Origin of the sequence: Plantibacter sp. Leaf314 (assembly GCF_001423185.1) — a bacterium.
Classification (GTDB): Bacteria; Actinomycetota; Actinomycetes; order Actinomycetales; family Microbacteriaceae; genus Plantibacter.
Genome location: NZ_LMOB01000003.1, coordinates 46790 through 73448 on the forward strand (window position 1 = coordinate 46790; position 26659 = coordinate 73448).

A 26659-nucleotide genomic window follows, 5' to 3' on the forward strand; every position below is an offset into this window, starting at 1 on the left:
TCTAGCTTTTCGGCGCTGATCCGAAGCTGACTTTACGCACATCGCCACGCACGATAATCGTTGTGACGCCCGTACTCACATCGGTCTCCACCTGAATCGCGCCACTCTCGAGAGCTTCGCTGCTGGCCGTGATAACAACACCCGGACCTACAAACCTGAGGCCAGATCCGTGTCCGACAACCAACGACAGGTCTTTGGGAATAACTGCGCTGGAGACCGCATCAGGTAGAGCGGCGAGGAAATCATCTCGATCATCGATTTCGAGGAACTGATCAGCAAATTCGACGGCTTGAAAACTGTCTGCCGGTGTCTGCATATAGGAAACGATGGCACCTGCGTAGCGAGCCTTCAATTCAGGACTTGATACGCGTTCGTTCACAAACGAAAGGGCAGAGTCCATGAACTGTTTGGTTCGAACCTCTGCATCATCGGCGAGTTTGCAACCCAAAAAGCTTGTCAGGAAGAAGTCGGCGAATGCGACGCCATTCTGTTGGTCGACCATCTGCCCATCTATGGAGCCGGAATCATCATTCAATATAGCGATCTTGTAGACGCGTGAGCTATTCCCAACAATCAATTCATTTAGGTGCTCGAGGTCAAAGTGATCCGCCTCCCCTGATTCATCCCTCTTAAGTCGCATCCCCTCCTGGTGTTCAGCTTTCAAGATGGCGACCGAAACAGTCGATCCGTCCTCGACGATAGCGACAATCAGGATGCCGGATGGACTATTCCCAGTTTGGCTCTGATGGAGTAGCTCAGCCAGAGACTGTGATGCAGGGACCAAAGTATCGTGGTCTCCGAGAATTTCGCGAATGTGGTCAGGGAGTGATCCGCCGAGAACATCATCTTCGATGATCAGTCTGGGATGGCGCAGCGAAAAATCGAGCATGTTTTCTTCGATGAATCGACGAGTCTCGACCTGAAGGGCCGTCTCCGAGTAGGAGAGAGACACTCGGGAGCTGTCGTCAGCTGAGTACCTTCCCTTTGGAATCTCGTGGATGATGGCCCGGCGGATTCGAATGGGCATTGCAAACCTCTTCGTCTACAGTTCTACGATGGATTCTTCAACATAGCAGCGACGTACAGTCTGGCCCTAGATTCGAGTTGTGTTGCAGTGGATTTACCGTGATAGCAGCCTCGAGCTTCACCGGTCCTGAGCGGTGGGCTCCGTCGAATACAGTCAGGTGGGTGGGTGTCCCGGTTAGTTAACCTGCCTCTGCGCTCGCGAGGCTCCGGGTGGCGGTTCGAATGCGCCAACTGGTCAAGTCGAGCGCCTCCCGATGGCGGCCGTCGAAGCATGCTCGCTCTAGTGAGGACGGAAGTAATCTTCTACTTGTTCTCCGACACCCCGTCGGCACCCGACGCGGAGCATGACCCATCGCATACGCTCCCGTCGCCGTCTGCTCCGCGACCACGTCGCCGTCGACGGTGATCTTGCAGCTGACCGAGCCGGTGTCCTCGGCTCCGTTCTGCGCCTGGAGGGAGTATGAGGCGTAGTCGTACTCGCTTCCTGCCTGGACGGTGAGCTCCTGGATGAACGGCAGTGACTTGCCGCTGGCCTGTTCCGTACTGCTGCTGCCTGCCGAATAGGTGGAGTAGGTGATCGAGGCGTCGGTGGCGGTGCCGTTGACCTCGTAGATGACGGAGATCTCCTTGTTGGCGGCCGCGGAGGACTCTGCTTTCGCGGTCTTCACGGCGTCGCTGACGAGTCCGGCGAACCCGGCCGTGTAGGTGATCGCGAGGATGATGCTCAGGACGATCGCGATGGCCGAGACGATCGTGCGAGTCCCACGAACCCGGCGATGTAGTTCAGGATCGGGATGAAGGCCCCGATGAGCGCGAACCCTCCGACGATGAGGGCGGCGATGCCAAGTCCGTTGCCGCGCTTGCCGGTTTTGACGGGAGCCGGGCCTGGCACGGGCAGCGGGTAGGGCTGGTGCTGGGCGGGCGGCTGGTTCGAAGTGGACATGCTCGTGGTGCCTCTCTGCTGCGTTGGTTCCACCGCACCGAGGGCGGGCTCCGAGGGGCAGGGGTGGACGGGCCCCTGATGCGATGGACTCGTCGGATTCGCAAACTGTGCGCGGCTGTCCGTTACTCTCCGCGCCGTCGCTCTAAGTCCGATGAAGCTCGATGCCAAACTCGCGCTCGGTCCAGTCGGGGTAGAGCTCACGTAGGACGGAGCAGTAGTCGGGGCTGCGACCGAGGGTTGCGGAAGTAGGTCCGTTGTCCACCAGCAACGGCTGGGGAGCGGACCAATCCATGCGCGCTGTGCGTGACGACGATGACCTAGAGGTAAGGACAGAGTCGACTCCTACCGATCGTTGCGGACGCCGCGCCGCGCCGGTATCGGCACTGGCCCGTGCATCGAGTCCGACTCGCTCCGAGAGCGCAACTCGTGCAGCGATCCGCCTCATTGTGCGAGCAAGACTTGAGCCGAACGTGTTTGGTTCAATGCGCAAACAAGGACAGCGTTGGCGAGCCACAGAGTCTGACAGGTGAGTCGCTGTGACGGTGCCATGTCGGTAGTGTGATCACAGCTGGTACAGGTCGGAGGGGGATTCTGTGACTGACACATTGACCAAGCCAATCGGATCGTTCGTTGTCTGAGGCAACGGCGGCTGCTCCGTGCCGCCACGTAGGCGCGCCATCTGCCGCGCATGTCGAACGAGCGGTGAAGGCTATACAGGGTCTCTATGGACATCCCGAGGTTCTTGCCTCATACGGCCTTTCTCCCAGCGAGTTCGCGTCGGTCTTGCCTGCGGCAATCGAGACAGCGCGAGGCAGCATGAGCGCCAGTACTTCAAATCGACGCCACTTTCTCGCGAGCGTGCTCTCGCACCTCGTCGAGACCGGCCTCGCCTCGAGCTTGACGAGTCCGTCATACGGTGCCGACACGGTGTATCGCTTGGAGGTGCCCGGGACGGGACCCATCGCGATCATCCAGAAGGGCTGCCCCGATGGTGCCCACAGCAGTAGCAGATGGACAGCTCCAGAATGGGCACAGGAGGTGTATCTGTGGTGGATGTGTTCGAGCATGAAGTCGCATCCAGGGGAGCATGTAGTGAAAGGCATCAATCGGCTGCGCCAGCGATTTGAATCGGATCCGGCGTGGCGTCTGACTGGGGTGATCTTCCACAATGAACTGTGCGGCTCAGTGAATCGCCCGTGCCCGAAGCAGTCGAAGGCCATCGAGATAGCTGGTCGGTCCGTTCCACCTCCCTGTGTGTACCTGGTTCCCGAAAGCGACGAGGCTTCGTCCACGTTGAATTGGACCGGCGAGAGGAAAGCCGTGTTTCCCGCGATATTGATGCGCGCATTCGGCATCGATGATGTGGAACAGCCCTTCTTCGAGGGCTACGTCGGTTTTCAACGGCGTAACAACGCAGACTTGCGCACTTCCGTTACTATCCGATTCGGAGCAGGCCGCTCCTCGACTTACAGGAGCTGATCATGACCAATCCGCTGCTCGACCAAGAGCGTGTGAACTTCCTCGCTGCCCGCCAGGTCCTAGCCACTGCGCCGCTTCCAGCATGGCCGCGTACGTCGAAGCAGCTGAACCTCGTTGAGTTAGAGGTGGACTGGGTAAAATTCTCCACCCTGAATCACCGAACGCGCGCAGAGCAACGAGCCGTTGTCGCGCTACAGGGCGATACCACGCTCTTCAGCGCCGACCCCTTCGGTTTCGCTGCACAAGAGGCACAGTACGAGATCCTGCGAACCCAGGAGGGATTCGCAGAACTTAGGTCCGACCTCGCGAATAGGGAGCAGCAAGAGCCCGCGATTGTGACGGCGGACGGCGTGCTGATCAACGGCAATCGTCGTGCTGCGGCGCTTCGCAGTTTGTACATCGACGAGGATCGCCCGGACGCGCGATACATCCGTTGTCTCGTTCTGCCTGCCGACGCTACAGTTGCCGAGCTTGTGGATCTCGAAACCGAGCTGCAGATTGCCCGGGATTTCAAGCAAGAGTATGGGTGGATCAATGAGGCGCTTCTGGTTGAGGAGCTGTACGAACGCGAGAGTCGTGACTACTCGCGTGTCGCGACGAGAATGCACAAGGATGTGTCGGCAGTTCGTTCCCTCCACGAGAAACTTCAGCAGGTGCATCAATTGGTCAGTATGTCTTCAGGTAGTCGAAACTACATTGATTTCAATGACAACGAGTCGGCCTTTGACGAACTAGCGAAACACGTTCGAAACAAGCAGCCAATCGAAGCGGAGTCGGTGCGGTCTGTCTATTTTCTAGGAACCCTGGCAAATGTTAAGTATCGAAAACTCCGTCACCTTCGTCGTCCAGACGCGGCGGAGTTGGTGAAGGCTGAAATAGAGAGTGATCCCTCCCTCAGCAAGCTCCTTGCCCTAGCCGAAGAAACAGATCGAATCGGGGGCGAAGCGCAGGACGTGCTTGATGCGATCCTTGGGGAGGCCCCGGCAGCGGGTCCGCTAACAGCGCTCCTGGGTTTAGTTGCAACTAGGCGAGTTGACGAAGCCGTGGAACTCGAAGGCGGGACGGTTGTCGAGATGGCTGCAGTCCTCGAGAGCCTGGCAAGCGCCGTAGTTGCGGCGGCCGACGAGGCCGAGGAGGATCAACGTGACCAGAGTGCGCAGGTCGCTCCGCTGGCCCGTCTGGATAAGGCGATAGTTGAGGTTGAGCGTGCAACGGAGGGCTTGGCAAGAGCTCGAGCCTTCGACGACTTCGACGAAACCGGGCTCGCTTCACGGATCACAAGGCTGCAGGCTCTCTTAGGGAATTTCGCGGAAACACAATCGTGATCAGAATAGAGCTTGGCTCACACTCTCGACCTACTGTGAGGTTGTGCCGAGAGGGAACCTATAACGCCGGTGCTTGGGCACATTTAGGCGCCGTACTTGGGCGCGGCGTAGTAGGCGGCGATGCCTCTGTCCTCGAAGTCCGAGAAGAGGTGTTCCTGTCCGAGCTGTCGAGCGTGCGCGAGGCGAGGTCATTTTATGGGGAGGACCTCTCCTTCGGGCCGAAGATCACGTCGCAGCTCACGACGCTCGCGCAAGATCGAGTTACCCGAGAACGAGCTGTGGCGAGCAGCGTAAGCGGATCATTGGAGTCCATCGAAAGCGAGCTCCTAGATGCGGGATTTGTGCGGACTCTAAAGCCCTTCCAATTGTTGAATCTTGCCCGAATATCCCAGCTGCCTCACGGCGCTGATTTCTCTGTGCCTGGAGCCGGGAAGACGACCGTCGCTTTGGCGAACTTTGCGTTGCAGCGGGCTCGTGGTGAGGTGTCTCGACTACTGGTCGTAGGACCGATCGCTGCGTTTGAGGCGTGGAAGACAGACGCTGCGGCCTGCTTCGATTCAAGTCCAATGATCTCTGTTCATCTCGGCAGCAATTCGGCTATCTCGCAAAGAACTGACATTCTCTTGACTAATTACAATCGTGTTGCCAGCGACTATGAACGCATCAGATCGTTCGTAGCATCTGGGCCGACACATTTGATTCTCGATGAGGCGCACAGAATGAAGCGTGGAGAAGCAGGCGTTCATGGTAGAGCTGTTCTGGATCTCGCCTATGTTGCCCGGAGACGTGACATCTTGACCGGCACGCCAACTCCGCAGGGGGCTTTCGACCTAGTTGCATTGATGCGGTTCCTATATCCTGGCCAAGATCGCTCGATTCTGCCACCTAGTACCTACGATGAGTCGGCCAGCCGGGAGGCGGAGGTAGTTCAGGCGGCAGGGCAGGCGATAGGCAAATACTTTGTGCGAACCCGCAAGGCTGATCTGGAGATACCCGAGCCGGAGTGGAACGTCGTTCGACGTCCGATGGGTGCGATACAGGCCGCGATCTATGATGCGCTCAAGGGTCGGTATCGGGGTGAGTTCGAGCTACCCAAAGATTCTCGCCGCAATTTCGACCGGTTGGGTCGAGTAGTAATGTACTTATTGGAGGCGGCAGTGAATCCTGCTCTTCTCACGGCGGGTTCCGATGTGGCCGACGAGACGGGGTTTGTCCATCCGCCGATTGAGCTGGACGGTTCGGAACCACTGAGTCGACTCTTAGAGAATTACGCGCAGTTCGAAACCCCCTGGAAGTACGAGTACGTACGTGAGGCTGTAGCGGCGGCGGCTCGGTCAGGTCGAAAAATTCTGGTCTGGACTACATTCGTGCGCAACATTCGGGTACTTGCTGAAGAACTCAGCGCGTATAACCCCGCGATTGTTCATGGCGGCGTGCCCGCCGAGGATGCCGTCGCCGCGGGGCAAACCAGCCGAGAGAGCGAACTGAATCGCTTTCGCTACTCCCCGGATTGCACGGTTCTGCTAGCGAACCCGGCGGCCGCGGGAGAAGGAATCAGCCTTCATCATTGGTGCCACGAAGCAATCTATTTGGACCGTACTTTCAATGCAGGTCACTTCCTTCAAAGCCAAGATCGCATTCATCGGCTCGGTCTAGAGCCCGAGACGGTCACGCGGTTCACGCTTCTTGTTAGCGAGGAATCGATCGATGACTTTGTCGACGAGCGATTGCGCGAAAAGGTAGCCGTTCTATCGCAACTGATGAATGACCCCGGACTTGTTCGCGTCGCATTGCCCGAAAGTGACCAATATCATGATGTCCCAGCAGTGGAATCGGACGACATGTCGGCGGTGGCTTACCACCTAGTTGGCCGGTAGAATATGCTTCCCACTCACGGTTCGGTGATGAGTGTCTTTCTTCTTGCTAATGTTGCGACTCACGGTAGGGCTGCCAATGATGCAGATTGGGTTGGCCAGGCGCAAAAGCGGAGCTCGTTTCTTGCTTCCGCGATTGATCACGAGCCCACCGCTCGTTTACTGCGTACAGCTGGCTTGGTCGGGTCCCAGGAAGAAGTCAAGCCGAGCTCCGCTTTGCGAGCAGTCTCCTTCGCGGCAACTCGGTCTTGTTTGATCGCAATTGCAAGTCTAATGCTCCAGATTTCTCCGCCAGACTGGCTCCCATCGGCGACTGTCGGAGGGCGTTTCCGCGAGGCGCTCGTCCCGACGGCGGATCTGCAGTCTCTTGAGTGGCTGCGTCCGGACCTTGATCGACTGCTTGTTGGTGCCATGGCCGGGAGCAGTGAACGCATAGAACTCCTTCGCTTGGGATTAGGACGTGCCGCAGAGTTAGTTGTGCTCCATATGTTGAGAGCAGGACATAGTCAGCCTACTCATGTGTCAGAAGTTTCTGACCATTACGGATACGACATAGAGTCGAGTTTTCCTGAGACCCAACAGTGGGAGGTAAAGGGCTGCTTCACGGAGGCAGCCGGTCGTTTCCACATAAGCAGAAATGAATTCGAGACGTGCAAACTGTTCAGAGACAGTTGGAAGATCGTGCAGGTTCAGTTCGCTGGTGCCGCCGTGACTGCCCCGGCTCTGACAGAGGCGCACGTAATCGGGGTCCGGCAGGCCGCGGCACCGGATGTGATAGCTCTTGCTCCCGCTGAGTCTCCGACATTCCGCTGGGAGCAGAGCGCACAGATGACCTTGCCCGCAAGTCGATGGACGTCGAGTGCCATGGGCGGGACTGCTGGTCTGAGCCTCCCAAGTCTGTACGAGCTAGGGGCCGAGGCGGCCGACCTGCGCTTGCTTCGCGTGGGCAGACGGGCTTGAAGGCGGAAGCGCAGGCGCAAGCCGGAATCGGTGGTTCACGCCACGAGATCGCTCGATGTCGGCACTGTCGCATAGTGTATCCCTGTGGATAACGTGACGTCGATCGATGCGGCGAGACCCAAGGTTCTGGAATTCTTCGCCGGGATCGGGCTTGCGCGGCTGGGTCTCGAGTCGGCAGGGTTTCGGGTAGCTTGGTCGAACGACTATGAGTTGAGCAAGCGATCGATGTACGAGGCCCACTTTGGTATGGGCGACTCGAGTCATACGTTTCGCCTTGGTGACATCGCGGGCGTAACGGCGGACGAACTGCCGTCGGACGCAAGTTTGGCCTGGGCTTCTTCTCCGTGCACCGATCTCTCGCTTGCAGGGGGACGAGCGGGGCTAGCCGGTAAGGAGTCCGGCACTTTTTGGGAGTACATACGCCTCCTGCGCGAGCTCAAGACGAAGGGGGCGTTGCCTGCGGTTGCAGTGCTCGAGAACGTCGTCGGTCTGGCGACGTCGCACGGCGGGGACGACTTGGTGGCTGCAATCTCGGCATTCAACGAACTCGGGTATTCCGTCGACGTTCTAGTTATCGATGCCAGGCGATTCGTCGCACAGTCAAGACCTCGACTTTTTCTTGTCGCAGTGACAGACCCTTCTGACGATGTCGACAGCGTTTCGGACCTGCGGCCAGACTGGCTTCAGTGGGTGTTTGGTGATGCAAACCTCCGCACTCATCGAGCGGCCTTGCCCGCTGCGCCCGCGGCGAAACTCAATGGTTTCGGTGAGCTGACCGAAGCTATGCCCCGTGATGATGCGCGATGGTGGGATAGCGAGCGCACCGCGCGCTTCATCGGTTCGCTCTCCGCGATGCAGCTCGCGCGCATTACGGAAATGCAGAAGATGGCTGGAAGCCGGTTCCGCACCGCCTATAGACGAACCAGGAACGGTGTTGCAATGTGGGAAGTCCGGCCTGACGATATATCTGGATGCCTCAGAACGGCGCGCGGCGGTTCGTCGAAGCAAGCGGTCGTCCGGCTGGGTGATGGCCAGATGCAGGTTCGTTGGATGACACCAAGAGAGTATGCGCGATTGATGGGGGCTGATGATTACCGGCTCGACGGCGTACGTACTAACCAAGCCTTGTTTGGGTTCGGTGATGCCGTGGCCGTCCCGGCGGTCCGCTGGCTGGCTAAAAACTACCTAGTGAAGGCGCTCAGCGGTGGGAGCGACTCTATGCGTCCCAGCGTGGATTTTGCACATCGATAGCTGTTCGCATGTCCGCCGTCCGACGGTGTAGGCCTATCGGTTTACCACCGGGGACTACGAGATAGATTCACGATCGGCCCGGTCGATTGCAGGTCGCCCTGTTGAGATTCGGCGGTTCCGTCAGTTGCAGATCGGTGTCTCAGAATCTATCATTACTCGCCGCCAGGCCATTCGAGCGCAATCATCAACTAGGCGGCAGCCAGGCACCGCGCTGCCGGGCGTGCCTGTGCAGCGGATCAGTGCCCCCGCAGTCGTTCCGCCCCTCCGGCATTGCGATGTGCGTTAATGCCTGCGGCTGCGCGAGCATGTTGAGGTTTCGCGCGAGGAGGCGACGACGCGGGCCGGACCAGCCCTGGCAACAAAGCTTGCCCTGCGCTCGCGAATGCAGCCACCGCACTCTTGCTCCGGGGTCTCCACCTAATGACACACCGTCTGGTCGGCGCGGTCAATCAGCATTCGCGTCCCCCGCCATCCCTGCCAGTGGCGTGCCTGGCACCTTCAACCGGATGTCACGCTCAATCCGGAACGTTAGCTGCTGCGTGGCCGCCTGGGTCGTAAAGTGCAAATGCTGCCCTGGACGAATCTGCGTCTAGTCCGCTTCCTCCCCGGTCGGGCTGCTGTGAAGAACTCTGAAGTCGACAGCTCGCTGTCACGACCCTTCGTTAGGGTCGGTGTGGGCGAACTGAACCTAGGCTCTTGTGAAGGCCGTAGTTTTGTCGGAGGGCCGGTGCTGAGTCCTTTGCCGAAATGGCCGACGCCACCTTGTCTCCGGCGATTGTGTTCTGACAACGCGCGTGACCCACCCGCACGATCACATGAAAGGCCCGCACGTGGACGCTTCTGAACTCAACTCCGCCGTCGGCCAGGGGCTCGAGCAGCTTGGGTTGGGCCTTCGGCCCATCGTCGAGGGTGCGTTCGCCGAGGCGGTGCCCGGTGTCGAGTGGACTCGGATCGTCGAGCAGAAGGATCGCGCGGCCGGGATCGGGCACGGGCGGTACTCGGCGACCGACGTGTCGCTGATGCTCCGGGCGATGACCGAACGGATCGGGGAACTGTGGTACCCGTTCGACCGCGTGCTGTCGCGGAGCGCTCGCGGGTATGCCAGTGAACTTCGGGAGGTTCGAAACGCCTGGGCGCACAACGCGGGGTTCACGGAGCAGTCTGCGTACCGGGCTTTGGACTCGATGCAGTTGTTGTTGGAGAGCGTCGGGGCCGCGGAGCAGGCTGCGGTTGTGGGGGAGTTGAAGGGGCGGGTGTTGAGCCCTTCGACAGGCTCAGGGACCGAGACGGGTGCGTTGACGAAGACGGCGAACGAAGACGAGATGGGCCCTTCGACAGGCTCAGGGACCGGAGCGGTCGCGTCGACAGGGTTGGCCGACGGTCGCGAAGCGGAAGATGGGCAGAGCGCCGCAGGCGCCATTTCCGTTGACGGCGCCGCAGGCTCCTCGTCTGCAGCAGACGCCCCCGCCTTCGTCGCCATCCGCGTCAGCGCGACGCCGACGCTCAGCTACGCGATGGCGCACTGCAGCATCGCGGTGATCGACGAGATCGTCCTCGAGAACCACGGCGGGGAACGCCGGGCGGCGTCCGTCGAGATCGACGTCGTCACCGCCGACGGTGCCCTCGCCGACACCAAGGTGCTCCTCGCCGACCTCGGCGAAGACCGCACCACCCTCCTCCGCAGCCCCGAAGTCCTCCTTGACCCACGCCGCATGCTCCTCGTCGAAGAACAGCGGCCCGGCGTCATCCGGGTCACCGTCCGCGACGCCGCAGGCACCCAGCTCGGCGCCGTCGAGAGCCCCGTCACCGTGCTCGCGTCCAACCAGTGGATCGCCGCACCCGTGCAGCTCGGCCTCGAACTCCTCGCCGCCCACGTGCAGCCCAATGCCCTCGTTGTCAGCGAGCTCATGCTCGAGGTCTCCGACCTCCTCGAGCAGCAGACCGGAAACAGCTCCCTCGCCACCTACCAACTCGACGACCCCGCCCGCATCGACGCCATCGTCGCGGCCGTCTGGGACGCCGCCCGCGCCCGCGACATCCGCTACGCCGAACCGCCCGCCAGCTGGGGCCAAAGCGGCCAGAAGGTCCGCACCCCCGAGGAAGTCCTCACCAGCCACCTCGGCACCTGCCTCGACACCACCATCCTGCTCGCGTCCGTCCTCGAAGCCATCGGCATCCACCCCCTGCTCTGGCTCCTCAACGACCACATCTTCCTCGGCTACTGGCGCGTCCAGACCACCCTCGACGTCGTCGCCAGCACCGACGTCTCCGAAGCCGTCAACTCCCTCGAACTCGGCCGCATCGGCGTCGTCGAGACCACCATGCTCACCGGCACCTCCGCGACCTTCGCCGACGCCTCCCGTCGGCCCCATACCGAACACCTCGCCGGCTCGCTCGACGACTTCATCGGCATCACCGACGTCGTCCAGGCCCGTCTCCGCAAGATCTACCCGCTGCCGAGCCGCCGCATCAACGCCGAGGGCGAGCCCGTGGTCACCCTCTACCAGGCACCCGAAGCCCGCGCCCTCACGCAGGACGCCCCGGCCACCGCCGAGTCGACCGCCGCCGGCCACGGCCCCGACGTCCCGAAGCGCGTCTCCACCTGGAAGAACGCCCTCCTCGACCTCAGCCTCCGCAACAAGCTCATCAACTACACCGACCGCTCCGGCTTCGAACTCGCCGTCCCCGGCCCCGCGCTCGGGCGCCTCGAGGACAGCATCAATCACGGCACCCCGCTCACCCTCGTCGCCTCCGACAGCGTCGCCACGATCGACCAGCAGCGCGGCATCCGCTTCGGCCGCGACCTCGACGAGAGCGACCGCATCACCTTCCTCGACGACAAGAAGAGCGCCTTCATCGACGTCACCCAAGCCGCCTACCCGACGAAGCTCCGCGCCCTCGCCTACAAGGCCAAGACGATCGTCGAGGAGACCGGCGCCAACAACCTCTACCTCGCGTTCGGCATGCTGAGTTGGCGCTTCGGCGACCGCGACCTCCGCTCACCCCTCGTGCTCGTGCCCGTCACGCTCACGACCACGAGCCGTGGCTCCTCCTACCGCCTCACCCTCGACGAGGCCGGCTCGTCCACGCCCAACTACTGCCTGCTCGAGAAGCTGCGCCTGAGCTTCGGCCTCGAGATCCCCGGACTCGCCAACCCCGTCGAGGACGGCTCCGGCATCGACCTCCCCGCCGCGTTCACCGCCGTGCGCCAGGCGATCCTCGACGCCGGCCTCCCGTTCCGCGTGGAGGAGACGGCGTCGCTGTCGATCCTCCAGTTCGCGAAGTACCGGCTGTGGAAGGACCTCGACGAGAACTGGGAGACGCTCAGCCGCAACAGCCTCGTCGACCACCTCATCAACTCGCCGCTCGAGGCCTACGCCGACCCGACGCCCGCGCAGACCGACACCGACCTCGACCGCCTCGGCCTCGACTGCCCGGTCGCCGCCGACTCGTCGCAGCTCGACGCCGTCGCCGAAGCGGTCGTCGGCCGCACCTTCGTGCTCGAAGGCCCTCCCGGCACCGGCAAGTCGCAGACCATCACCAACCTCCTCGCCCGCTCGCTCGCCGAGGGCAAGAAGGTCCTGTTCGTCGCCGAGAAGCGTGCGGCGCTCAACGTCGTGAAGCAGCGACTCGAAGACGTCGGACTCGGCGCGTTCTCGCTCGACCTCCACGACAAGGGCGCCAGGCCCAACGTCGTCCGCGCGCAGATCAAGACCGGCCTCGACCTCCGCACCAAGGCCGACATCGATGCGCTGAGCACCAACCGCGAGCTGTCCGAGTCCGGCCTCCGCACCCTCACCCGCTACGCCGATCGCCTCCACGAGGTCAACGCCGCCGGCTTCTCGCTCTACTCCGCGCGGAGTCGCCTGCTCGCGATGGACCACGACCTCGTCCCCATGGCGATCCCCGAGCAGCTCGTCGCAGCCGGTACGCCCGAGGCCTTCGAGGAGCTGCGGCAGGTGTTCCGCGAGCTGCCCGAGCGCTCGGATCTCGCGCGCCCGAGCACGACCCACCCGTGGGCGTTCCTCGACGGCCCGTCGGCTCCCGGGCTCGACGCCGCGACTGTCCAGCAGCTCGCCCGCGCGATGGACGCCGCCCTGGCCTCGACGCTCGACGCCGGCCTCCCGATGGACGCCCTGCGCCTCGCGTCGCGACCCGATCTCCTCGGCCTCTGGTCGACCGCCGTCGCCGCACCGCGCCTGCCGATCGGCGCGCTAATGGCCGGAACCAGGCCCGAGGACTTCAGCCGGCTCGACGAGGCTCTCGCTGCCGCCGAACAGCTTCGCGACGCCCAGGCCGAGTGGCGCTCGACCTTCACGCCAGCCATCCTCGACCGCGACATCGCCGGCCCGCTTCACGCCGCCGAGCAGGCTGCCGCGTCGAGCTTCTTCGGTCGCAAGAAGCGGCTCCGGGCCGCGCTCGCCCAGCTGAGCGACGTGCTCGCGGTCGACGCGACCTCGTTCAAGGTGAAGCAGCTCGTGCCACAGCTCACCGAGGCGAAAGCCGCGCAGGACCGCCTCGTCCAGCTGCGCGGCACGCTCCGCTCCACAGCCCTCCCGCTCGTCGGCGACCGCTGGAACCCACTCGTCGAGCCGACCCAGCCGGTGCGCGAACTGCTCGGCTGGTACCGCTGGCTGTCGGAGGGCTTCCGTCTCCCTGGCACGCCCGACGACGCGTTCATCACCGCCGTCCGCGACCACTACGCGACGACCCAGCCGTCGCAGGAGGCAGCCCAGGCGCTGACGACGCTCGCGAGCACCTGGAGCGAGTTCCTGCGGATTGCGTCCGTCACCACCGAGCGCCTGTCTGCGTGGTCGGGTGGCGAGGGCTTCCTGCAGGCCTGGTGGTCGACGCGCGACGCCCGCCGCCTCGACGCCGCCGAGCCCGTCGTCCTCGAGCGCTGGCTCGACCTCGTGCGGGTCATCGAACCGCTCCGCACCCACGGGCTCGACGACGTCCGCGCTGCGATCCTCGCCGGTCGCATCGAGACCGAGGACGCGACGCTCGCCTTCGAGAAGGGCCTCGCGCAGGCGTCGATCGACGAGCGCGAGCGCACCACGACGCTCGACGCCTTCGACGCCACCGCACACAACCGCAGCGTCACCCGTTTCACCACGAGCGTGAAGGCCGTGCGTGAGGAGCTGCCGCGGGCGATCCCGGCGTCGGTACTCGGGCTGCGGACGTTCAGTTCGCAGTCGGAGAGCGGTCAGGTCGGCGGGCTGCGTCGCCAGATCGACCGTCAGCGCGGCGGCATGAGTGTCCGTGCGCTGCTCGAGAACTTCGGCGAGCTCATCACGCAGATCATGCCCTGCACGCTCGCGAGCCCGGAGTCGGTCGCGCGGTTCTTCCCGGCCGCCGCCGAGCTGTTCGACATCGTCGTGTTCGACGAGGCGTCGCAGATCCGGGTCGCCGACGCGATCGGGGCGATGGGGCGTTCGCGCTCGGTCGTGGTCGTGGGCGACAGCAAGCAGATGCCGCCGACGACGTTCGCGGAGGCCGGCGCGACGATCGACGACGAGGCCGACTTCACGAGCGAGGTGCTGCAGGACGAGGAGTCGATCCTGTCCGAGTGCGTGCAGGCGCGGGTGCCGAGCAAGTGGCTGTCGTGGCACTACCGCAGCCAGGACGAGTCGCTCATCGCGTTCTCGAACCACCATTACTACGACAGTCAGTTGTCGTCGTTCCCGGCGCCGTTCGTGGGCGCGGGCGACGGTGGGGTCGAGGGCCACGGGCTGGCATTCGTGCGACTCGACGGGCAGTTCGAGCGCGGCGGCCGAGGCAAGTCGCTGCGGACGAACCCGGTGGAGGCACAGGCGATCGTCGAGGAGATCACCCGCCGTTTCGCCGCTTCGCCGGATGAGACGCCGTCGCTCGGCGTCATCACCTTCAACGCGCAGCAGCGGACGCTCATCGAGGACCTGCTGCGCGACAGCACCGACCCGCGGATCGCGACGGCGCTCGACGAGCAGGACGGGCTCTTCGTCAAGAACCTGGAGAACGTGCAGGGTGATGAGCGCGACACGATCCTGTTCTCGATCGCGTTCAGTGCGAACGAGAAGGGCGTGATCCCGCTGAACTTCGGGCCGCTGACGCGAGCTGGTGGCGAGCGGCGGTTGAACGTCGCCGTGACGCGGGCGCGGCGACAGGTGGTGCTGTTCGCGAGCTTCGACCCGTCGGAGCTGCGCGCGGAGCAGACGTCGTCGATCGGCATCAAGCACCTGAAGGCGTATCTCGAGCTCGCGCAGCGGGGGAGCGACGCGGCCGGTGAGGACGGTCGTCGTCAGGCGATCATCGACCGCCACCGCGACGAGATCGCCGACGAGCTGCGGTACGCCGGGCATGCCGTTCGGACGGATGTCGGGTTGTCGGACTTCCGCGTCGACATCAGCATCGCGACAGAGGCGGAGCCGGACCGACCGCTCGTCGCGGTGCTGCTCGACGGGGCGTCGTGGCGTGAGCGACGGACGGTCGCTGACCGTGACGGACTGCCGATCGAGGTGCTGAGTGGCCTCATGCGGTGGCCGGGCGTCGAGCGCGTGTGGTTGCCGGAGTGGCTGCACCACCGCGAGGAGGTGCTTGACCGGTTGGTCGCGGCCGTTGAGGCTGCAGGGGAGCGGGCTGCTGCGGGGCGTGCGGTGGACGCACCTGTTACCGACGAACCGGACCAGACCGAGGTGACTGCCGGCGGCAGCGAGGACGCCGTCGACGAGTCCGCCGCGGGTGCGGATGCGGTCCCGCCGGTGCGGAGTGCGCGCGTTCGGGAGTGGTCGGAGCGGCTGGCGTCGCTGGAGACCCTGTCGGAGTTCCGTGACCGCAAGGTCGGTTCGGCGCAGTCCGCGGAGGCGGCGCCGGAGACGGATACGTCGGCGCGGCATCCGGAGCTGTCCGAGTACCAGGCCTGGGACGCGCCCATGCTGGGCTCGATCGAGGTGCTCGACCGCTTGCCGGGTCGGACGTCTGTTGTCGCGGTGCAGGGTGCGATCCGTGCGGCGGTGGAGGCCGAGGGGCCGATCCATCTGACGCGTCTGGCGAAGCTGGTCGCGGGTGCGTTCGGTCTCGATCGGGTGGCTGGGTCGCGGGCGAAGTCGATCCTCGACAAGGTCCCGGCCGAGTTCCTCGGTCGCTCTGACGAGCCCTTCGCTTGGCCGACGGAGATCGACCCGCTCACGTGGCGAGGAGCGCGTCAGTCCGCGGCGGACGCGCCTCGTGCGATCGAGCACATCTCCCTGGTGGAGATCGCGAACGCGATGGCGATCGCCGCGGAGCAGTCCGCCGGTCTCTCGCCCGACGAGCTCCGTCGCGAGACCCTCGCGATCTTCGGCGGCAAGCGTGTCACCGCCGCGATCGGTGCCCGCCTCGACGAGGCCCTCGAGTTCGGTTTGGCTTCAGGGCGTGTTCGCCGGAGCGGCGAGACGATTCTGGAGGGCGTGTTGTCGTGAGACACACGAATCTCATGCACCGGCGGGTGGCCTAGTGGTTCGTACAGGGGCACGAAGCAATGAGCTTCGAAGGCTGTTGCGCGCTGCGGGGATGGAGGAGGCGGGGTCGAGACCACCGGCGCCTCGCCTCGACTCGCTCTCCGAATCGAAGGTGTCTGACATCATCGGCCTGTACAGGGGCCTTGGCGGGGCCATCGATCATCCACGGCTTGCTCCGGGCGCTTGGGACATTGCTTACCAAAATGGGCTCGTCATCGAGTTGGACGAGGAAATGCACTTCACCCGCTATCGGGCTCAAACACTCGAAACAGCCTGGGCGCCGCAACTCCCGTGGACGGACAGCTACCGCCGCTACACAGCGGAACATGAGGGCCGCGTCGGGACTGGTGGCCGACGGTGGTCGAACCCTTCCGCCGCTCGCCTGTTCGGTGGCGAAGATCCTCCGCTGACGTTCGGTGCCTTTGGGGGTCCACGCTGGAAACAGCGAGCCCTCTACGACGCCATCAAGGACGCTGCGGCTCTGGACGGTACCGTCACGCTGGCTCGGATATCGGTCCACGATGTCATTGGTGTAACGCTGCTCAACGACATCCTTTACGGGAAGGCTGCGGTCGATCTGGAGGTCCTTACTGACTTCATTGCAGCCCGAACCACTCAGTCTTAGGGGCGACGGTACGCTCTGCCCATGGCAGACACGAAAGCAACCAAGACCATCGGTGAGCACTGGGTTGCGAGCGAACTGGCGCGGCATGGTTGGGCCCCGGCCTTGACTCGAGATGGGCTTGAGCGGACGGACATTCTTGCGGTCCATTCAGGCGAGGAACGACCGATCATCGAAGTTCAGGTGAAGACCATCCGGGGCGACAGTCAAACGTCCAGCTGGCCTCTCGGCGAGAAAGCACAACTGCCTCCCAAACACTCCGGTGAGTGGTTCGTCATGGTCGCTGTCCCACACGATGTCGAACGTCCGTCGAGAGGTTTCATCGTGCCTCGAGCGCACACGGCCGCCGCGGCATGGATCGTTCACCAGCATTGGCTGACTGAGCCGGGCGTGCCGGCTGGAAAACGGAATGCGGGTGTGGACAGAAGTCGAGTCGCGTTGAAGTTCTTCGAGCGTTACGAAGCGCGTTGGGACCTCCTCCTGAAGCCGGCCGACCAGGCACCCGTGCTCCTGCCGTCAGAACTTCGGGAGATCGCCCTCGAGGAGCGTGTGGGCCTGCCGCCGGAACACCCGTGGCATCAGGAAATGCCCGATGCTTGGTAGCAGGGCGGATCCGCAACCACCTCGACCTTGAACCCGGCCTCGTTCTCGAGCCAGCCCGCGTAGTGCTCCTCGCCACCGGCGTGCGGGTAGCGGTCCTGGTACAACGGCTGCCAGCCGTGCTCCGGGGCCGCCGCCATGAGGGCGTCGACGGCCTCGCGCGATCCCGCTCGGAAGGCGAGATGGTTCACGCCCGGTCGGCGACGGTCGTGCGAGTCGGCGCTCAGGTTCGGTGACGCCGTGAGCGTCAGGTACGTGTCGCCGGCCTCCCAGGACTCACCGCCGGACCACTCGCTCGCCATCGTGAAGCCGACACGACCGAGCAACCACGCCCAGCCCGCCCGCTCCGCAGCCACGTCCGCCAGCCACACCTCGACGTGGTGCAATCCGGGACCAGCCGCGACCAGCGCGGACGGCCGCGTGCGCTGCAAGACATCCGCAGCACCCCGCAGCCGTTCCAACGTCCCCGCCACCGCGACCCGCGCGAGCGCATGCGGCCGCGCGAGCACGTCGATGTTGCGCGCGATCCGCACGTCCTTCAGCGGGACGAGCACCAACTGCGAGTCCGCCCGCGGCGCCGTGTATCGCGGGAACAACGCCAGCAGCCCGCCGCCCACGATCAGCGACGCCGCCAGGTGGTAGTCGTTCACCCGATGCGCTCGCTGGAACCGCACCCCCGCCGTCGCCTCGACCACCCCGAGCGCGACGTCCGGCGCGAAGCCCGCATGCGCCGCGATCCACGACTCCTCGGCGAGTTCCGCAGCCGACACCGACGACCGCGCGGCCAACGGATGGTCCACCGACATCGCCACGTCGAACGGCTCGCTCAACAGGGTCGTCACCGACAACTGCTCCGACGGCCACGGCTCGTCGTGATCCATGCGGTGCGCGATGACGAGGTCGTACTGGTCGACGAGCTCGGCGAACTCCGGCTGCGCGACATCGTGCTCGCCGAACACCAACGCCGGCGCGGAGCCCGCGTCCCCCTCGGCCAACAGCCCCGGCAACAGCGCCTGGCCTGCGCTCTGGAACGCCGCCACCCGCACCCGCGCACCGGTGTCGTCGCCGTACTCGCGCACCGTCTCCGCCGCGCGGTCGATGAGCGTGTGCACAGTCCCGGCCATCTCGGCCAGCGCCATGCCCGCCTCGGTCAGCCGGATCTCACGCCCGACGCGATACGTGAGCGGCACGCCCAGCTCGCGATGCAGCGCGGCCAGCTGCTGCGAGATCGCGGGAGCGGTCACGTGCAGGTGACGCGCGACGGCGGCGATCGTGCCGCGATGGGCGAGCTCGCGCATGATCCGCATCTGGGAGAGATTCATCAGCTCAAGCTAACTGGTCACGTGGAAACCCTCAATATTCATGACGGATCGATCTGACTAGCGTGGTCATCAGGACAGCGCAAGGACGCCCGTCCGCGACAGCCAGCACACCAAGCACCACCGGCAGTCGCCGCTCCCGCAGGAAGGAACGCTGTTGCTCGCCCTCTGGAAACGACCCGACACCGCCGGTTTCGAACTCGTCGAGCGCGCGATGCCGGCGATGGGCTCCGACGACGTCCTCATCCGCGTCCACCGCACCGGTATCTGCGGCACCGACCTCCACATCGAATCGTGGGACCCGTGGGCGGCCGGCGCGGTCGACGCCCCACTCGTCCCGGGCCATGAGTTCTCGGGGGAGGTCGTCGAGGTCGGCAGCCGTGTCGCGGGGATCCCGGTCGGCGCGGCGGTCTCGGGCGAGGGGCACCTCGTCTGCGGCACCTGCCGCAACTGCCGCTCCGGCCGCCGCCACCTCTGCCGCCACACCCGCGGACTCGGCGTCAACCTCGACGGCGCCTTCGCCGAATATGTCGTCCTCCCCGCCAGCAACGTGTGGGTCCACGGCGACCAGGTGACACCCGACCTCGGCGCCCTCTTCGACCCCCTCGGCAACGCCGTCCACACCGCCCTCAGCTTCCCGATCCTCGGCGAAGACGTGCTCATCACCGGCTGCGGCCCCATCGGCCTCATGGCCATCGCCGTCTGCCGGGTCGCCGGCGCGCGCAACATCGTCGCGACCGACGTCGTCGCCGACCGACTTGAGAAGGCGCTCGCCGTCGGAGCCGACCGGGTGGTGGACGTCTCGAAGGAACGGGTCGCCGACGCCCAGGCCGCGCTCGGCATGCTCGAGGGCTTCGACATCGGCCTGGAGATGTCCGGCCAAGCGGCTGCCGCGAGCGAACTCATCGACAACCTGAACACCGGCGGCAAGGTTGCATTGCTCGGTCTGCCGTCGACGAACATCGAGATCGACTGGACCAAGGTCATCACCCGCATGATCACCATCAAGGGCATCTACGGCCGCGAGATGTTCGACACCTGGCACCACGCCAGCGCGATGGTCGACCACAGCCCTGAGCTCCGGCACGCTCTCGAGACGCTCGTCACCGCCCGCTTCCCGCTCGCCGCCTGGCAGGACGCCTTCGACACCGCGCGCGGGGGAGCGGCGGGCAAGGTGCTCATCGACTGGACCGACACCCGCGACGCCGTCATCACCGGGGTCATCGACGAACACGTGCCGGAGACCGTCGGCGCGGTCACCGCAGCCTGAGCCGACGCCCGTCGCCCACCCAACCGACAACCGACCCACCGCCCACTCGACCCCGAGGAGACGACATGTACGGCACTATCAAGACCCAGTTGCGCGACCAGCTCGACCGCATCGAGGCGGACGACCTCACCAAGCGCGAGTTCGCGATCACCTCGCGGCAGGGGAGCCACGTCACCATCGACGGTGGTGAGGTGCGCAACTTCTGCGCCAACAACTACCTGGGTCTCGCGAATGAGCCGTCGATCGTCGACGCCGCCAAGCTGGCCCTCGACGAGTGGGGCTACGGGCTCGCGAGCGTGCGGTTCATATGCGGCACCCAGCAGATCCACCGTGACCTCGAACAGGAGTTGAGCGCCTTCCTCGGCACGGAGGACACCATCCTGTTCTCTTCCTGCTTCGACGCGAACGGAGCCGTCTTCGGCGCGCTGTTCGGCGAGGACGACGCGATCATCTCCGACGCCCTCAACCATGCCTCGATCATCGACGGCATCCGCCTGAGCAAGGCCCGCCGCCTGCGCTACCGCAACCGCAACATGGCCGACCTCGAGCAGCAGCTCATGAACGCCGCCGACGCTCGTCGCACCGTGATCGTCACCGATGGCGTGTTCTCGATGGACGGCTTCTACGCCCCGCTCGACGAGATCTGCGACCTCGCCGACCGTTACGGCGCGCTCGTGCTCGTCGACGATTCGCACGCGGTCGGCTTCGTCGGCCCGGGTGGTCGCGGCACGCCGGAGCTGTTCGGTGTGCAGGACCGCGTCGACATCCTCACCGGCACGCTCGGCAAGGCGCTCGGCGGGGCGTCGGGTGGGTATGTGAGTGCGAAGCAGGAGATCGTCGACGTGCTGCGGCAGTCGGGCCGGCCGTACCTGTTCTCGAACAGCCTGGCGCCGTCGCTCGTCGCCGGTGCGCGTCGTGCTGTGGAGCTGGCGGCTGCGGGCGACGAGCTGCGCGAGGGGCTCTTCCGGAAGGCGGACCTGTTCCGCGCCCGCATGACCGAGGCCGGTTTCCGCTTGTTGGAGGGGTCGCACCCGATCATCCCGGTGATGTTCGACGACGAGCAGCAGGCCGTCCAGGTGGCCGCGCGGATGCTGGAGCAGGGCATCTACGTGATCCCGTTCAGCTTCCCCGTGGTGCCGCGTGGCGAGGCCCGCATCCGCGTGCAGATCAGCGCCGCGCACAGCGAGCAGGACATCGAGGACTGCGTGGCCGCGTTCGTCGCGGCGCGGGGATAGGTGCCGCGGCTGGTCAGCGAGGGCGATCGCCGTCGCTGAGGTCGGCCGTCGATCGCAGTCGCATGCTCAGCACGTGCCGCACCGACCCGTCTGCGCCGAGGTCGTCGTCCACGCGCTGCATGCCGATCTTCTCCGCCACGCGCGACGACGCCCGGTTGTCGGGGTGGACGATCGCGACGAGTTCGAGCGCGTCAGTGTGCTCCTGCGCGAAGTCGCGGCTTGCGGCGGCTGCCTCGGTCGCGAACCCTCGACCCTGCCAGGCGGGGCGCACGTGGTAGCCGACTTCGAGCTTCAGTTCGCCGTTCACCCGCTGCCAGGTCAGACCGCAGTCACCGACGAAGTCGCCGTCGTGGGTCTCGATGATCCAGAGGCCGAGGCCGTACGTCGCATAGTTGTCCTCGTTCCAAGCGATCCAGGCTGGGGCCTGCTCGCGGGTCTTCGGCGCCGGGTAGAACTCCATGACGGCAGGGTCGCCAAGAAGCGCAGCCATCTCGTCGAGGTCCGCCGGCGTCATCCGCCGGAACCGCAGGTGCTCCGTGTTGTGAGGGACTGGCATCGGTTGAACGGCCTCTACTGCGTCAGGCCGCGTGCTGCGGCGGCTCGGCGTTCGGCCTGTGTCTCCGCTTGGTGCTTCCGAAGCGCGGACAGGACGGCGGTCCGGATGATGAAAATCCAAAGCAGCACGAACAGGATGAAGCCGAGGAGCCAAGAGGTGACGGTCAAGACGATGAGAGCGGTCGGGTCGAGGTTCACCCGTGAAGGCTACCGAAGTCGTGCGTCCGGAAAGTCGCGGGTCACTCCTTGGATGGTCCGATCAGCCGCGCAGCTTCCCAGTCGTGCGGAGCGGCGGTGAGGAGGACCACAACGTTCACCGTCGATCCTCGTTACTGAAGGATGGCTCCCTAACCTTCAGTAAGGGACCTCGTTAGTGAAGTTAGGCTCCCTAAGCTTCAGTAAGGGTGCTCATCGACGAAGGTTCTCATACGCGGAAGCCGCTCGCAGAGATGTCGTCGGCACCAGAAAACTCCCGCATTTGACTCTCCCGTAGGGGGAGACGGGATGCTTGAAGCATGTTGCACATCGGAGAGTTCGCAGGCATGACCGGCTTGAGCGTGAAGGCGCTTCGGCACTACGACGAGAAGGGTGTGCTGGTTCCGGCCGAGGTCGATCCCGACTCCTGGTACCGCCGCTACGGCGAGGAGCAGGTGCGTTCCGGCGTGATCGTGAAGGCGCTCCGCGACGCCGGCGTGCCGCTCGACGCCGTCGGCGTCACGGTCGCGGGTGCCGATCCGTCGACTACCATCGACGTCCACCACCGCCTCGTCCTGGAGCAACGGGAGCAGGAGGACCTGGCCTTCGCGCAGGCTCGTTCAGTCGTCGCGTCGCTCGCGGCTCCGGTCGAGATCGTCGAGCGCACCCTTCCGCCCCAGCCCTACGTCGGCCGGGTACTCACCGTGCCGCGCGGCGATGAGGACGCCGTGACGGACGACGACGCGAACGAGCAGTTCTCGCAGCTGTACGTCGCCGTGCAGGAGGCCGGCGTCGGCCCGTCGGGAACCTTCTGGACGACCTTGCGTCCCGGGGAGCAGGGCGCGGTCGAGATCGTCTGCTGCTGGCCGACCTCGTCGCAGCTCGAACCGACGTGGGGCGGCGATGGGACCACGGTCGACGTCCTGCCGGAACGTACCGAGCTCGCCGCGGTCTGGCGGGCCGAGCCGGGCGTCGAGCTCCCGGAGGGCTCGACCCACCCCGCGGTCGTCGCCTTGTTCGACGCGATCGCGGAGCGGGGCATCACGATGCCGACCACCGAGCTCCGGCAGCGGGTGCTCGGCCAGACCGCCGACGAGTATGCCGTCGAGGTGTCGATCACCTTGCCGTGATGCGGTGGTCAGGCGACACCTGTCGGGCTGTCAGGGCGGGTCGTTAGGCTGGAGTCGTGGCCAACAGCAAAGATTTCGACGCCCGTTACGAGCTCCGTGAGTTCCCGTTCGCGAACGGGACCGACGGTGAACCGACCCCGGAGAGCCTGGCGGCGCTCGACGCCATCGGGTTCGGCTTCCACGAGCCCACCCCGAAGCCCGAGGCGCGCAAACGCAAGGTGAACGAGTTGATCGCCGACGAAGCGGTCCTCCTCGGCGCCTACTTGCGCAACCCGCAACCCGGCTCGGTCGACGAGACCTGGCCCGCCGGCACGTTCTCCTGGTTCCCGAAGGCGCTCAGCTGGGGCGACGGCACGTCGATCAACACGCAGGCGGTCTCCGATGTCACGGTCCGCCCGACCGAGCGCCGTCGCGGGATCCTCCGTCGCATGATGACGCACGCGCTCGAGCGCGGCGTCGCCGACGGGTATGCGATCGCGGCCCTCACCGCCAGCGAGGGGACCATCTACCGTCGCTTCGGGTTCGGCTCCGCGATCCGCGAGCGCAACGTCGTCGTGAAGCGCGCGAAGGCGCTGCCGTTCCTCGCGTCGACCACCGGCATCGTGTCCGTCGTCACCCCCGAATACCTCGCCGACGGTGTCGCGCGTCAGGTGTTCGACCGCTTCGACGAGCGCTCGATCGGTTCGATGGTCCGCAACACCGGATCCTGGCCACTGGTCCTCGGCACGCTGGGTCGCGATGGCGAGCCCGCGAAGGACACCCGTGCCGCGGTGCACCGTCCGGCCGATGGCGAAGACGTCGACGGGTACGTCACGTGGCGCATGGTCGAGCAGCCCGGTGGGCAGACCGGCATCGAGATCATCGACCTCGTCTACGCAACGGACGCCGCCTACTTGTCGCTCTGGGAGTTCCTGCTTTCCATCGACCTCAACGACGTCGTGAAGTACAACCGTGCCCGCCTCGACGACCCGATCATCGCCGCCCTCGGCGACAACCGGGCGTACGACATCGAGCACGAAGAAGACCACGTGTGGCTGCGGGTCCTCGACCTGCCTGCCGTCCTCGCGTCTCGTCCCTATGCGGCCGACGGCTCGCTCACCATCGCGGTGACCGACGCGCTCGGCTACGCGGCGGGCACCTTCCGCCTCGAGGTGACGGGCGGTCGCGGCACGGCGACGAAGCTGAGCGACGAGACCGATGCGGCTGGTGCGGACCTCGCGCTCGACGTCGCCGACCTCGGCGCCCTGCTGCTCGGTGCGGTCTCCCCGGTGACCCTCGCCGCCGGCGGGGTGCTGCACGCCGCCGACGAGCAGGCGCCGCTCCTCCTGCGGTCGATGCTGCAGACCCCGCGTGCCCCGCACGGGATCACCTTCTTCTAGGAGGAGCTCGAAGCCTCGCCGCGACTCGGTCGCTCGATATGGTCATCAGGTGACAATGAGCAGAAGAGGGAACGCGTGAATGTCGCGCGTTTCATCCTCGGAGGCGTGATGATGATCGCGCTTGGCGGTTCCACGCTCGTCTTCCGGCGGCAGTTCGCCCGGATGGGCGATCGCGAGACCACCCGGGTCTACGGAAGGGTTTGGCTGCGTCTTCGCGGGAGGAAAGCTCCCCGGCCCAGTTCGATGATCATCCCCGGTCTTGCCGGCATCGCCATCGGGATCGCGAACATCGTGCAGTCGTTCCCCTGATCCCTCAGCGCGGCGGCCCGATACCTTCATGATGTGAGAACGAGCAGGCCATGGAGATCGTGAATCTGGGACGGTTCATCGGAAGTGTCCTGCTGATCCTGGCCGGCTGCGCAGTGGTCGTCTTCCGAAAGCCGCTGGCGCGCGGTATCGATCGCGGCAATACACGCCTGCACGGAAGGCTCTGGATTCACATTCGGGGAAGACGAGCGCTGTCACCCAGCACGTTGATCGCTCCGGGAATCGCCTGGATCGCTATCGGCATCTGGAACATCGCTCACTCTCTCGCCTGAACGGGCCGGGCCAGCCCGTGGGTCGCAACTCAGTCGCGCTGCTCGATGAGAGTCAGCTGCGTGCCGTCCGGGTCGATCAGGAAGCCGGCTCGGAATCCCCAGTCCTGCATCCGCACCGGGTGGAGTCGCGGTGCTCCAGTCGTGCGTTCCGGGACGCCCGACCGTCGGATCGCGTCGGCGAGCTCGTCGACCTCGGCGACTCGCAGGCAGCACATGAAGCTGCTCGACGCCGGGTCGAGGTCGGGCGCCGGGAAGAACTCGAGCTGCAGACCCCCGCGGACGAGGATCAGCCAGCCCTCATCGCGGAAGGTCTGCTCGAAGCCGAAGGCCGAGTAGAAGGCCTCGGTCACGTCGAAGCTGCGTGACGGCAGATTCGGCGTCGCGCGGTCGTGCTGGGTCGCGGTCATGGAGTCGATGATCGCAGCGCGACGACCGTCGGGGAAGGTCAATCCGTCGACGCCGGTGACGCCAGACGCTCGCGGAGGAAGGCGACCACGCGCTTGCGGGCTTCGAACGCGGGATGACCGTCGCGTTCGCGCACCTCGCCGGTGAGCACCGAGTGTGCGGTCTTCGCGAAGCCGCCGGGGTTGCCCGGTGAGGAGTCGAGTTCGATGACCTCGAAGGCGTCGCCGAGCTTCGCCGCGATGGTCGCGAATCGTTCCCGCGGCACGGCCTTGTCCTCGCTGAACCGCAGACCGAGGGCGCAGACCGATCCTTGCGCTGCGCGGGCTGCGACGGCGTCGAACTCGGCTGCGGACATGCCGGGGTCGATCCGGCGGGCACGACTGACGGGGAACGGCGTCGACGGCTGGCTCATCACCGAGGCGAGCACATGCTCGTCGACGGCGGCCGCGAGCGCGAAGCCGCCGGAGAAGCACATGCCGATGACGCCGACACCGGGTCCTGGTGTGCGGGCGGCGAGGTCGGCTGCGAGGGCTCGGACGTGGTCGGCGACCGGCCGGTGCGCGCCGGTCGCGAACGCCTTGAACTCGGCGGACACGCACACCTTCGACACGCTGGCGAGCGTGTAGCCGAGGGTGCCCTCGCGACCGGGCGTCCCGAACGGCGACGGGATCGAGACGGTGAACCCCTCCGAGACGAGGTGCTCCGCCAACCCGAGGACCTCGGGCGTGAGCCCAGGCAACTCGGGGATGAGGACGACTCCCGGCCCTGAACCCTGCTCGAAGCGGTCGTGCGTGACGCCGCCGCCGGTGAACGGAGTCCGGACCCAGCCGGAGAGTTCGCCGGTCGGAGCGTGGTCGAGGTCGGTCATGGGGCGAGCGTAACCCCGGGGTCGCACCCGAACTGCCGGATCGTGGCACGTGTCGCCTGGGAAGCCACCCGCCGTTCACCTTCCGGCCACCGTCGCTCCTCCAACCGGCAACCCCACGCCGATGGGATGGATCCAGATCCCCGTCC

At 65.2% G+C, this 26659-nt stretch carries 21 protein-coding genes and 1 pseudogene; 13 read left to right on the plus strand and 9 right to left on the minus strand.

Translation table 11 applies throughout. The annotated features are described in order from the left end of the window. Position 1 precedes the first annotated feature (1 nt). The 3 genes from ASF68_RS18545 to ASF68_RS19265 form a co-directional block, all read right to left on the minus strand. The gene (locus ASF68_RS18545; protein WP_082498756.1) at positions 2 to 1027 is read right to left on the minus strand and encodes a nucleoid-associated protein; all 1026 of its coding nucleotides are present in this window, start codon (positions 1025 to 1027) and stop codon (positions 2 to 4) included. A 178-nt stretch (positions 1028 to 1205) separates the two neighbouring features. Then, a complete protein-coding gene (locus tag ASF68_RS19260; RefSeq protein ID WP_369796537.1) occupies positions 1206 to 1778 on the minus strand; it encodes an MmpS family transport accessory protein in 573 nt (190 codons plus the stop codon). Then, positions 1751 to 1969, minus strand: a complete 219-nt coding sequence (locus ASF68_RS19265; protein WP_056013674.1) for a hypothetical protein — start codon at positions 1967 to 1969, stop codon at positions 1751 to 1753. Before ASF68_RS19265 ends, ASF68_RS19260 begins: the two co-directional genes overlap by 28 nt. Positions 1970 to 3450: 1481 nt before the next feature. Here ASF68_RS19265 and ASF68_RS18880 point away from each other — a divergent pair. From ASF68_RS18880 to ASF68_RS18570, 7 genes are all read left to right on the plus strand, one after another. Beyond that, positions 3451 to 4773 carry a hypothetical protein gene (locus ASF68_RS18880; RefSeq protein WP_157580558.1) on the plus strand — a complete coding sequence of 441 codons (1323 nt, stop codon included), beginning with the start codon at positions 3451 to 3453 and terminating at the stop codon, positions 4771 to 4773. A 416-nt stretch (positions 4774 to 5189) separates the two neighbouring features. Continuing rightward, the gene (locus tag ASF68_RS18555) at positions 5190 to 6650 is read left to right on the plus strand and encodes a DEAD/DEAH box helicase (protein WP_235526876.1); all 1461 of its coding nucleotides are present in this window, start codon (positions 5190 to 5192) and stop codon (positions 6648 to 6650) included. Positions 6651 to 7058: 408 nt separating this feature from the next. Further along, positions 7059 to 7607, plus strand: coding sequence for a DUF3883 domain-containing protein (locus ASF68_RS19435; protein ID WP_369796538.1), 549 nt, complete (start codon positions 7059 to 7061; stop codon positions 7605 to 7607). 84 nt (positions 7608 to 7691) lie between these two features. Continuing rightward, entirely contained in the window at positions 7692 to 8858 is a 1167-nt protein-coding gene (locus ASF68_RS18565) for a DNA cytosine methyltransferase (protein ID WP_082498760.1), read from the plus strand. A gap of 830 nt (positions 8859 to 9688) precedes the next feature. Next, complete coding sequence (locus ASF68_RS16355) at positions 9689 to 16297, plus strand: DUF4011 domain-containing protein (RefSeq protein ID WP_235526856.1); 6609 nt, start codon at positions 9689 to 9691, stop codon at positions 16295 to 16297. 151 nt (positions 16298 to 16448) lie between these two features. Next, positions 16449 to 16961, plus strand: a complete 513-nt coding sequence (locus ASF68_RS16360) for a hypothetical protein (RefSeq protein WP_157580563.1) — start codon at positions 16449 to 16451, stop codon at positions 16959 to 16961. Between the two features lie 21 nt (positions 16962 to 16982). Next, entirely contained in the window at positions 16983 to 17561 is a 579-nt protein-coding gene (locus tag ASF68_RS18570; RefSeq protein WP_082498761.1) for a hypothetical protein, read from the plus strand. Here ASF68_RS18570 and ASF68_RS19270 read toward each other — a convergent pair. Then, positions 17537 to 17965: a VOC family protein gene (locus tag ASF68_RS19270; RefSeq protein WP_235526877.1), complete on the minus strand. Its 429-nt coding sequence runs from the start codon at positions 17963 to 17965 to the stop codon at positions 17537 to 17539. The genes ASF68_RS18570 and ASF68_RS19270 overlap by 25 nt on opposite strands. Positions 17966 to 18010: 45 nt before the next feature. Then, positions 18011 to 18880: pseudogene (locus tag ASF68_RS19275) on the minus strand (LysR family transcriptional regulator); the annotation flags it as partial. A gap of 154 nt (positions 18881 to 19034) precedes the next feature. Between ASF68_RS19275 and tdh the strand changes: the two are divergent. Then, positions 19035 to 20147 carry an L-threonine 3-dehydrogenase gene (tdh, locus tag ASF68_RS16370; protein ID WP_082498762.1) on the plus strand — a complete coding sequence of 371 codons (1113 nt, stop codon included), beginning with the start codon at positions 19035 to 19037 and terminating at the stop codon, positions 20145 to 20147. Positions 20148 to 20212: 65 nt separating this feature from the next. Then, positions 20213 to 21382 (plus strand): glycine C-acetyltransferase, encoded by a 1170-nt coding sequence (locus ASF68_RS16375; RefSeq protein WP_056013690.1) that lies wholly within the window; start codon positions 20213 to 20215, stop codon positions 21380 to 21382. 13 nt (positions 21383 to 21395) lie between these two features. On the opposite strand, the gene ASF68_RS16380 is transcribed toward ASF68_RS16375, so the two are convergent. Together ASF68_RS16380 and ASF68_RS16385 are read right to left on the minus strand one after the other, a co-directional pair. Next, positions 21396 to 21938 (minus strand): GNAT family N-acetyltransferase, encoded by a 543-nt coding sequence (locus ASF68_RS16380; protein ID WP_056013693.1) that lies wholly within the window; start codon positions 21936 to 21938, stop codon positions 21396 to 21398. A 14-nt stretch (positions 21939 to 21952) separates the two neighbouring features. Beyond that, a complete protein-coding gene (locus tag ASF68_RS16385; RefSeq protein ID WP_056013697.1) occupies positions 21953 to 22135 on the minus strand; it encodes a hypothetical protein in 183 nt (60 codons plus the stop codon). A gap of 317 nt (positions 22136 to 22452) precedes the next feature. Between ASF68_RS16385 and ASF68_RS16390 the strand changes: the two genes are divergently transcribed. From ASF68_RS16390 to ASF68_RS18885, 4 genes are all read left to right on the plus strand, one after another. Further along, positions 22453 to 23262 carry a MerR family DNA-binding transcriptional regulator gene (locus ASF68_RS16390; protein ID WP_056013700.1) on the plus strand — a complete coding sequence of 270 codons (810 nt, stop codon included), beginning with the start codon at positions 22453 to 22455 and terminating at the stop codon, positions 23260 to 23262. Positions 23263 to 23318: 56 nt separating this feature from the next. Further along, positions 23319 to 24641, plus strand: coding sequence for a GNAT family N-acetyltransferase (locus tag ASF68_RS16395; protein ID WP_056013702.1), 1323 nt, complete (start codon positions 23319 to 23321; stop codon positions 24639 to 24641). Between the two features lie 105 nt (positions 24642 to 24746). Continuing rightward, complete coding sequence (locus ASF68_RS16400; RefSeq protein WP_157580566.1) at positions 24747 to 24950, plus strand: hypothetical protein; 204 nt, start codon at positions 24747 to 24749, stop codon at positions 24948 to 24950. Between the two features lie 50 nt (positions 24951 to 25000). Then, on the plus strand, positions 25001 to 25240 hold the full coding sequence (locus tag ASF68_RS18885; protein ID WP_157579753.1) for a hypothetical protein: 240 nt from the start codon (positions 25001 to 25003) through the stop codon (positions 25238 to 25240). A 29-nt stretch (positions 25241 to 25269) separates the two neighbouring features. Here ASF68_RS18885 and ASF68_RS16405 read toward each other — a convergent pair whose 3' ends face one another. Further along, complete coding sequence (locus ASF68_RS16405) at positions 25270 to 25647, minus strand: bleomycin resistance protein (protein WP_056014612.1); 378 nt, start codon at positions 25645 to 25647, stop codon at positions 25270 to 25272. Positions 25648 to 25685: 38 nt separating this feature from the next. After that, complete coding sequence (locus ASF68_RS16410) at positions 25686 to 26513, minus strand: dienelactone hydrolase family protein (protein WP_056013710.1); 828 nt, start codon at positions 26511 to 26513, stop codon at positions 25686 to 25688. Between the last annotated feature and the right edge of the window lie 146 nt (positions 26514 to 26659).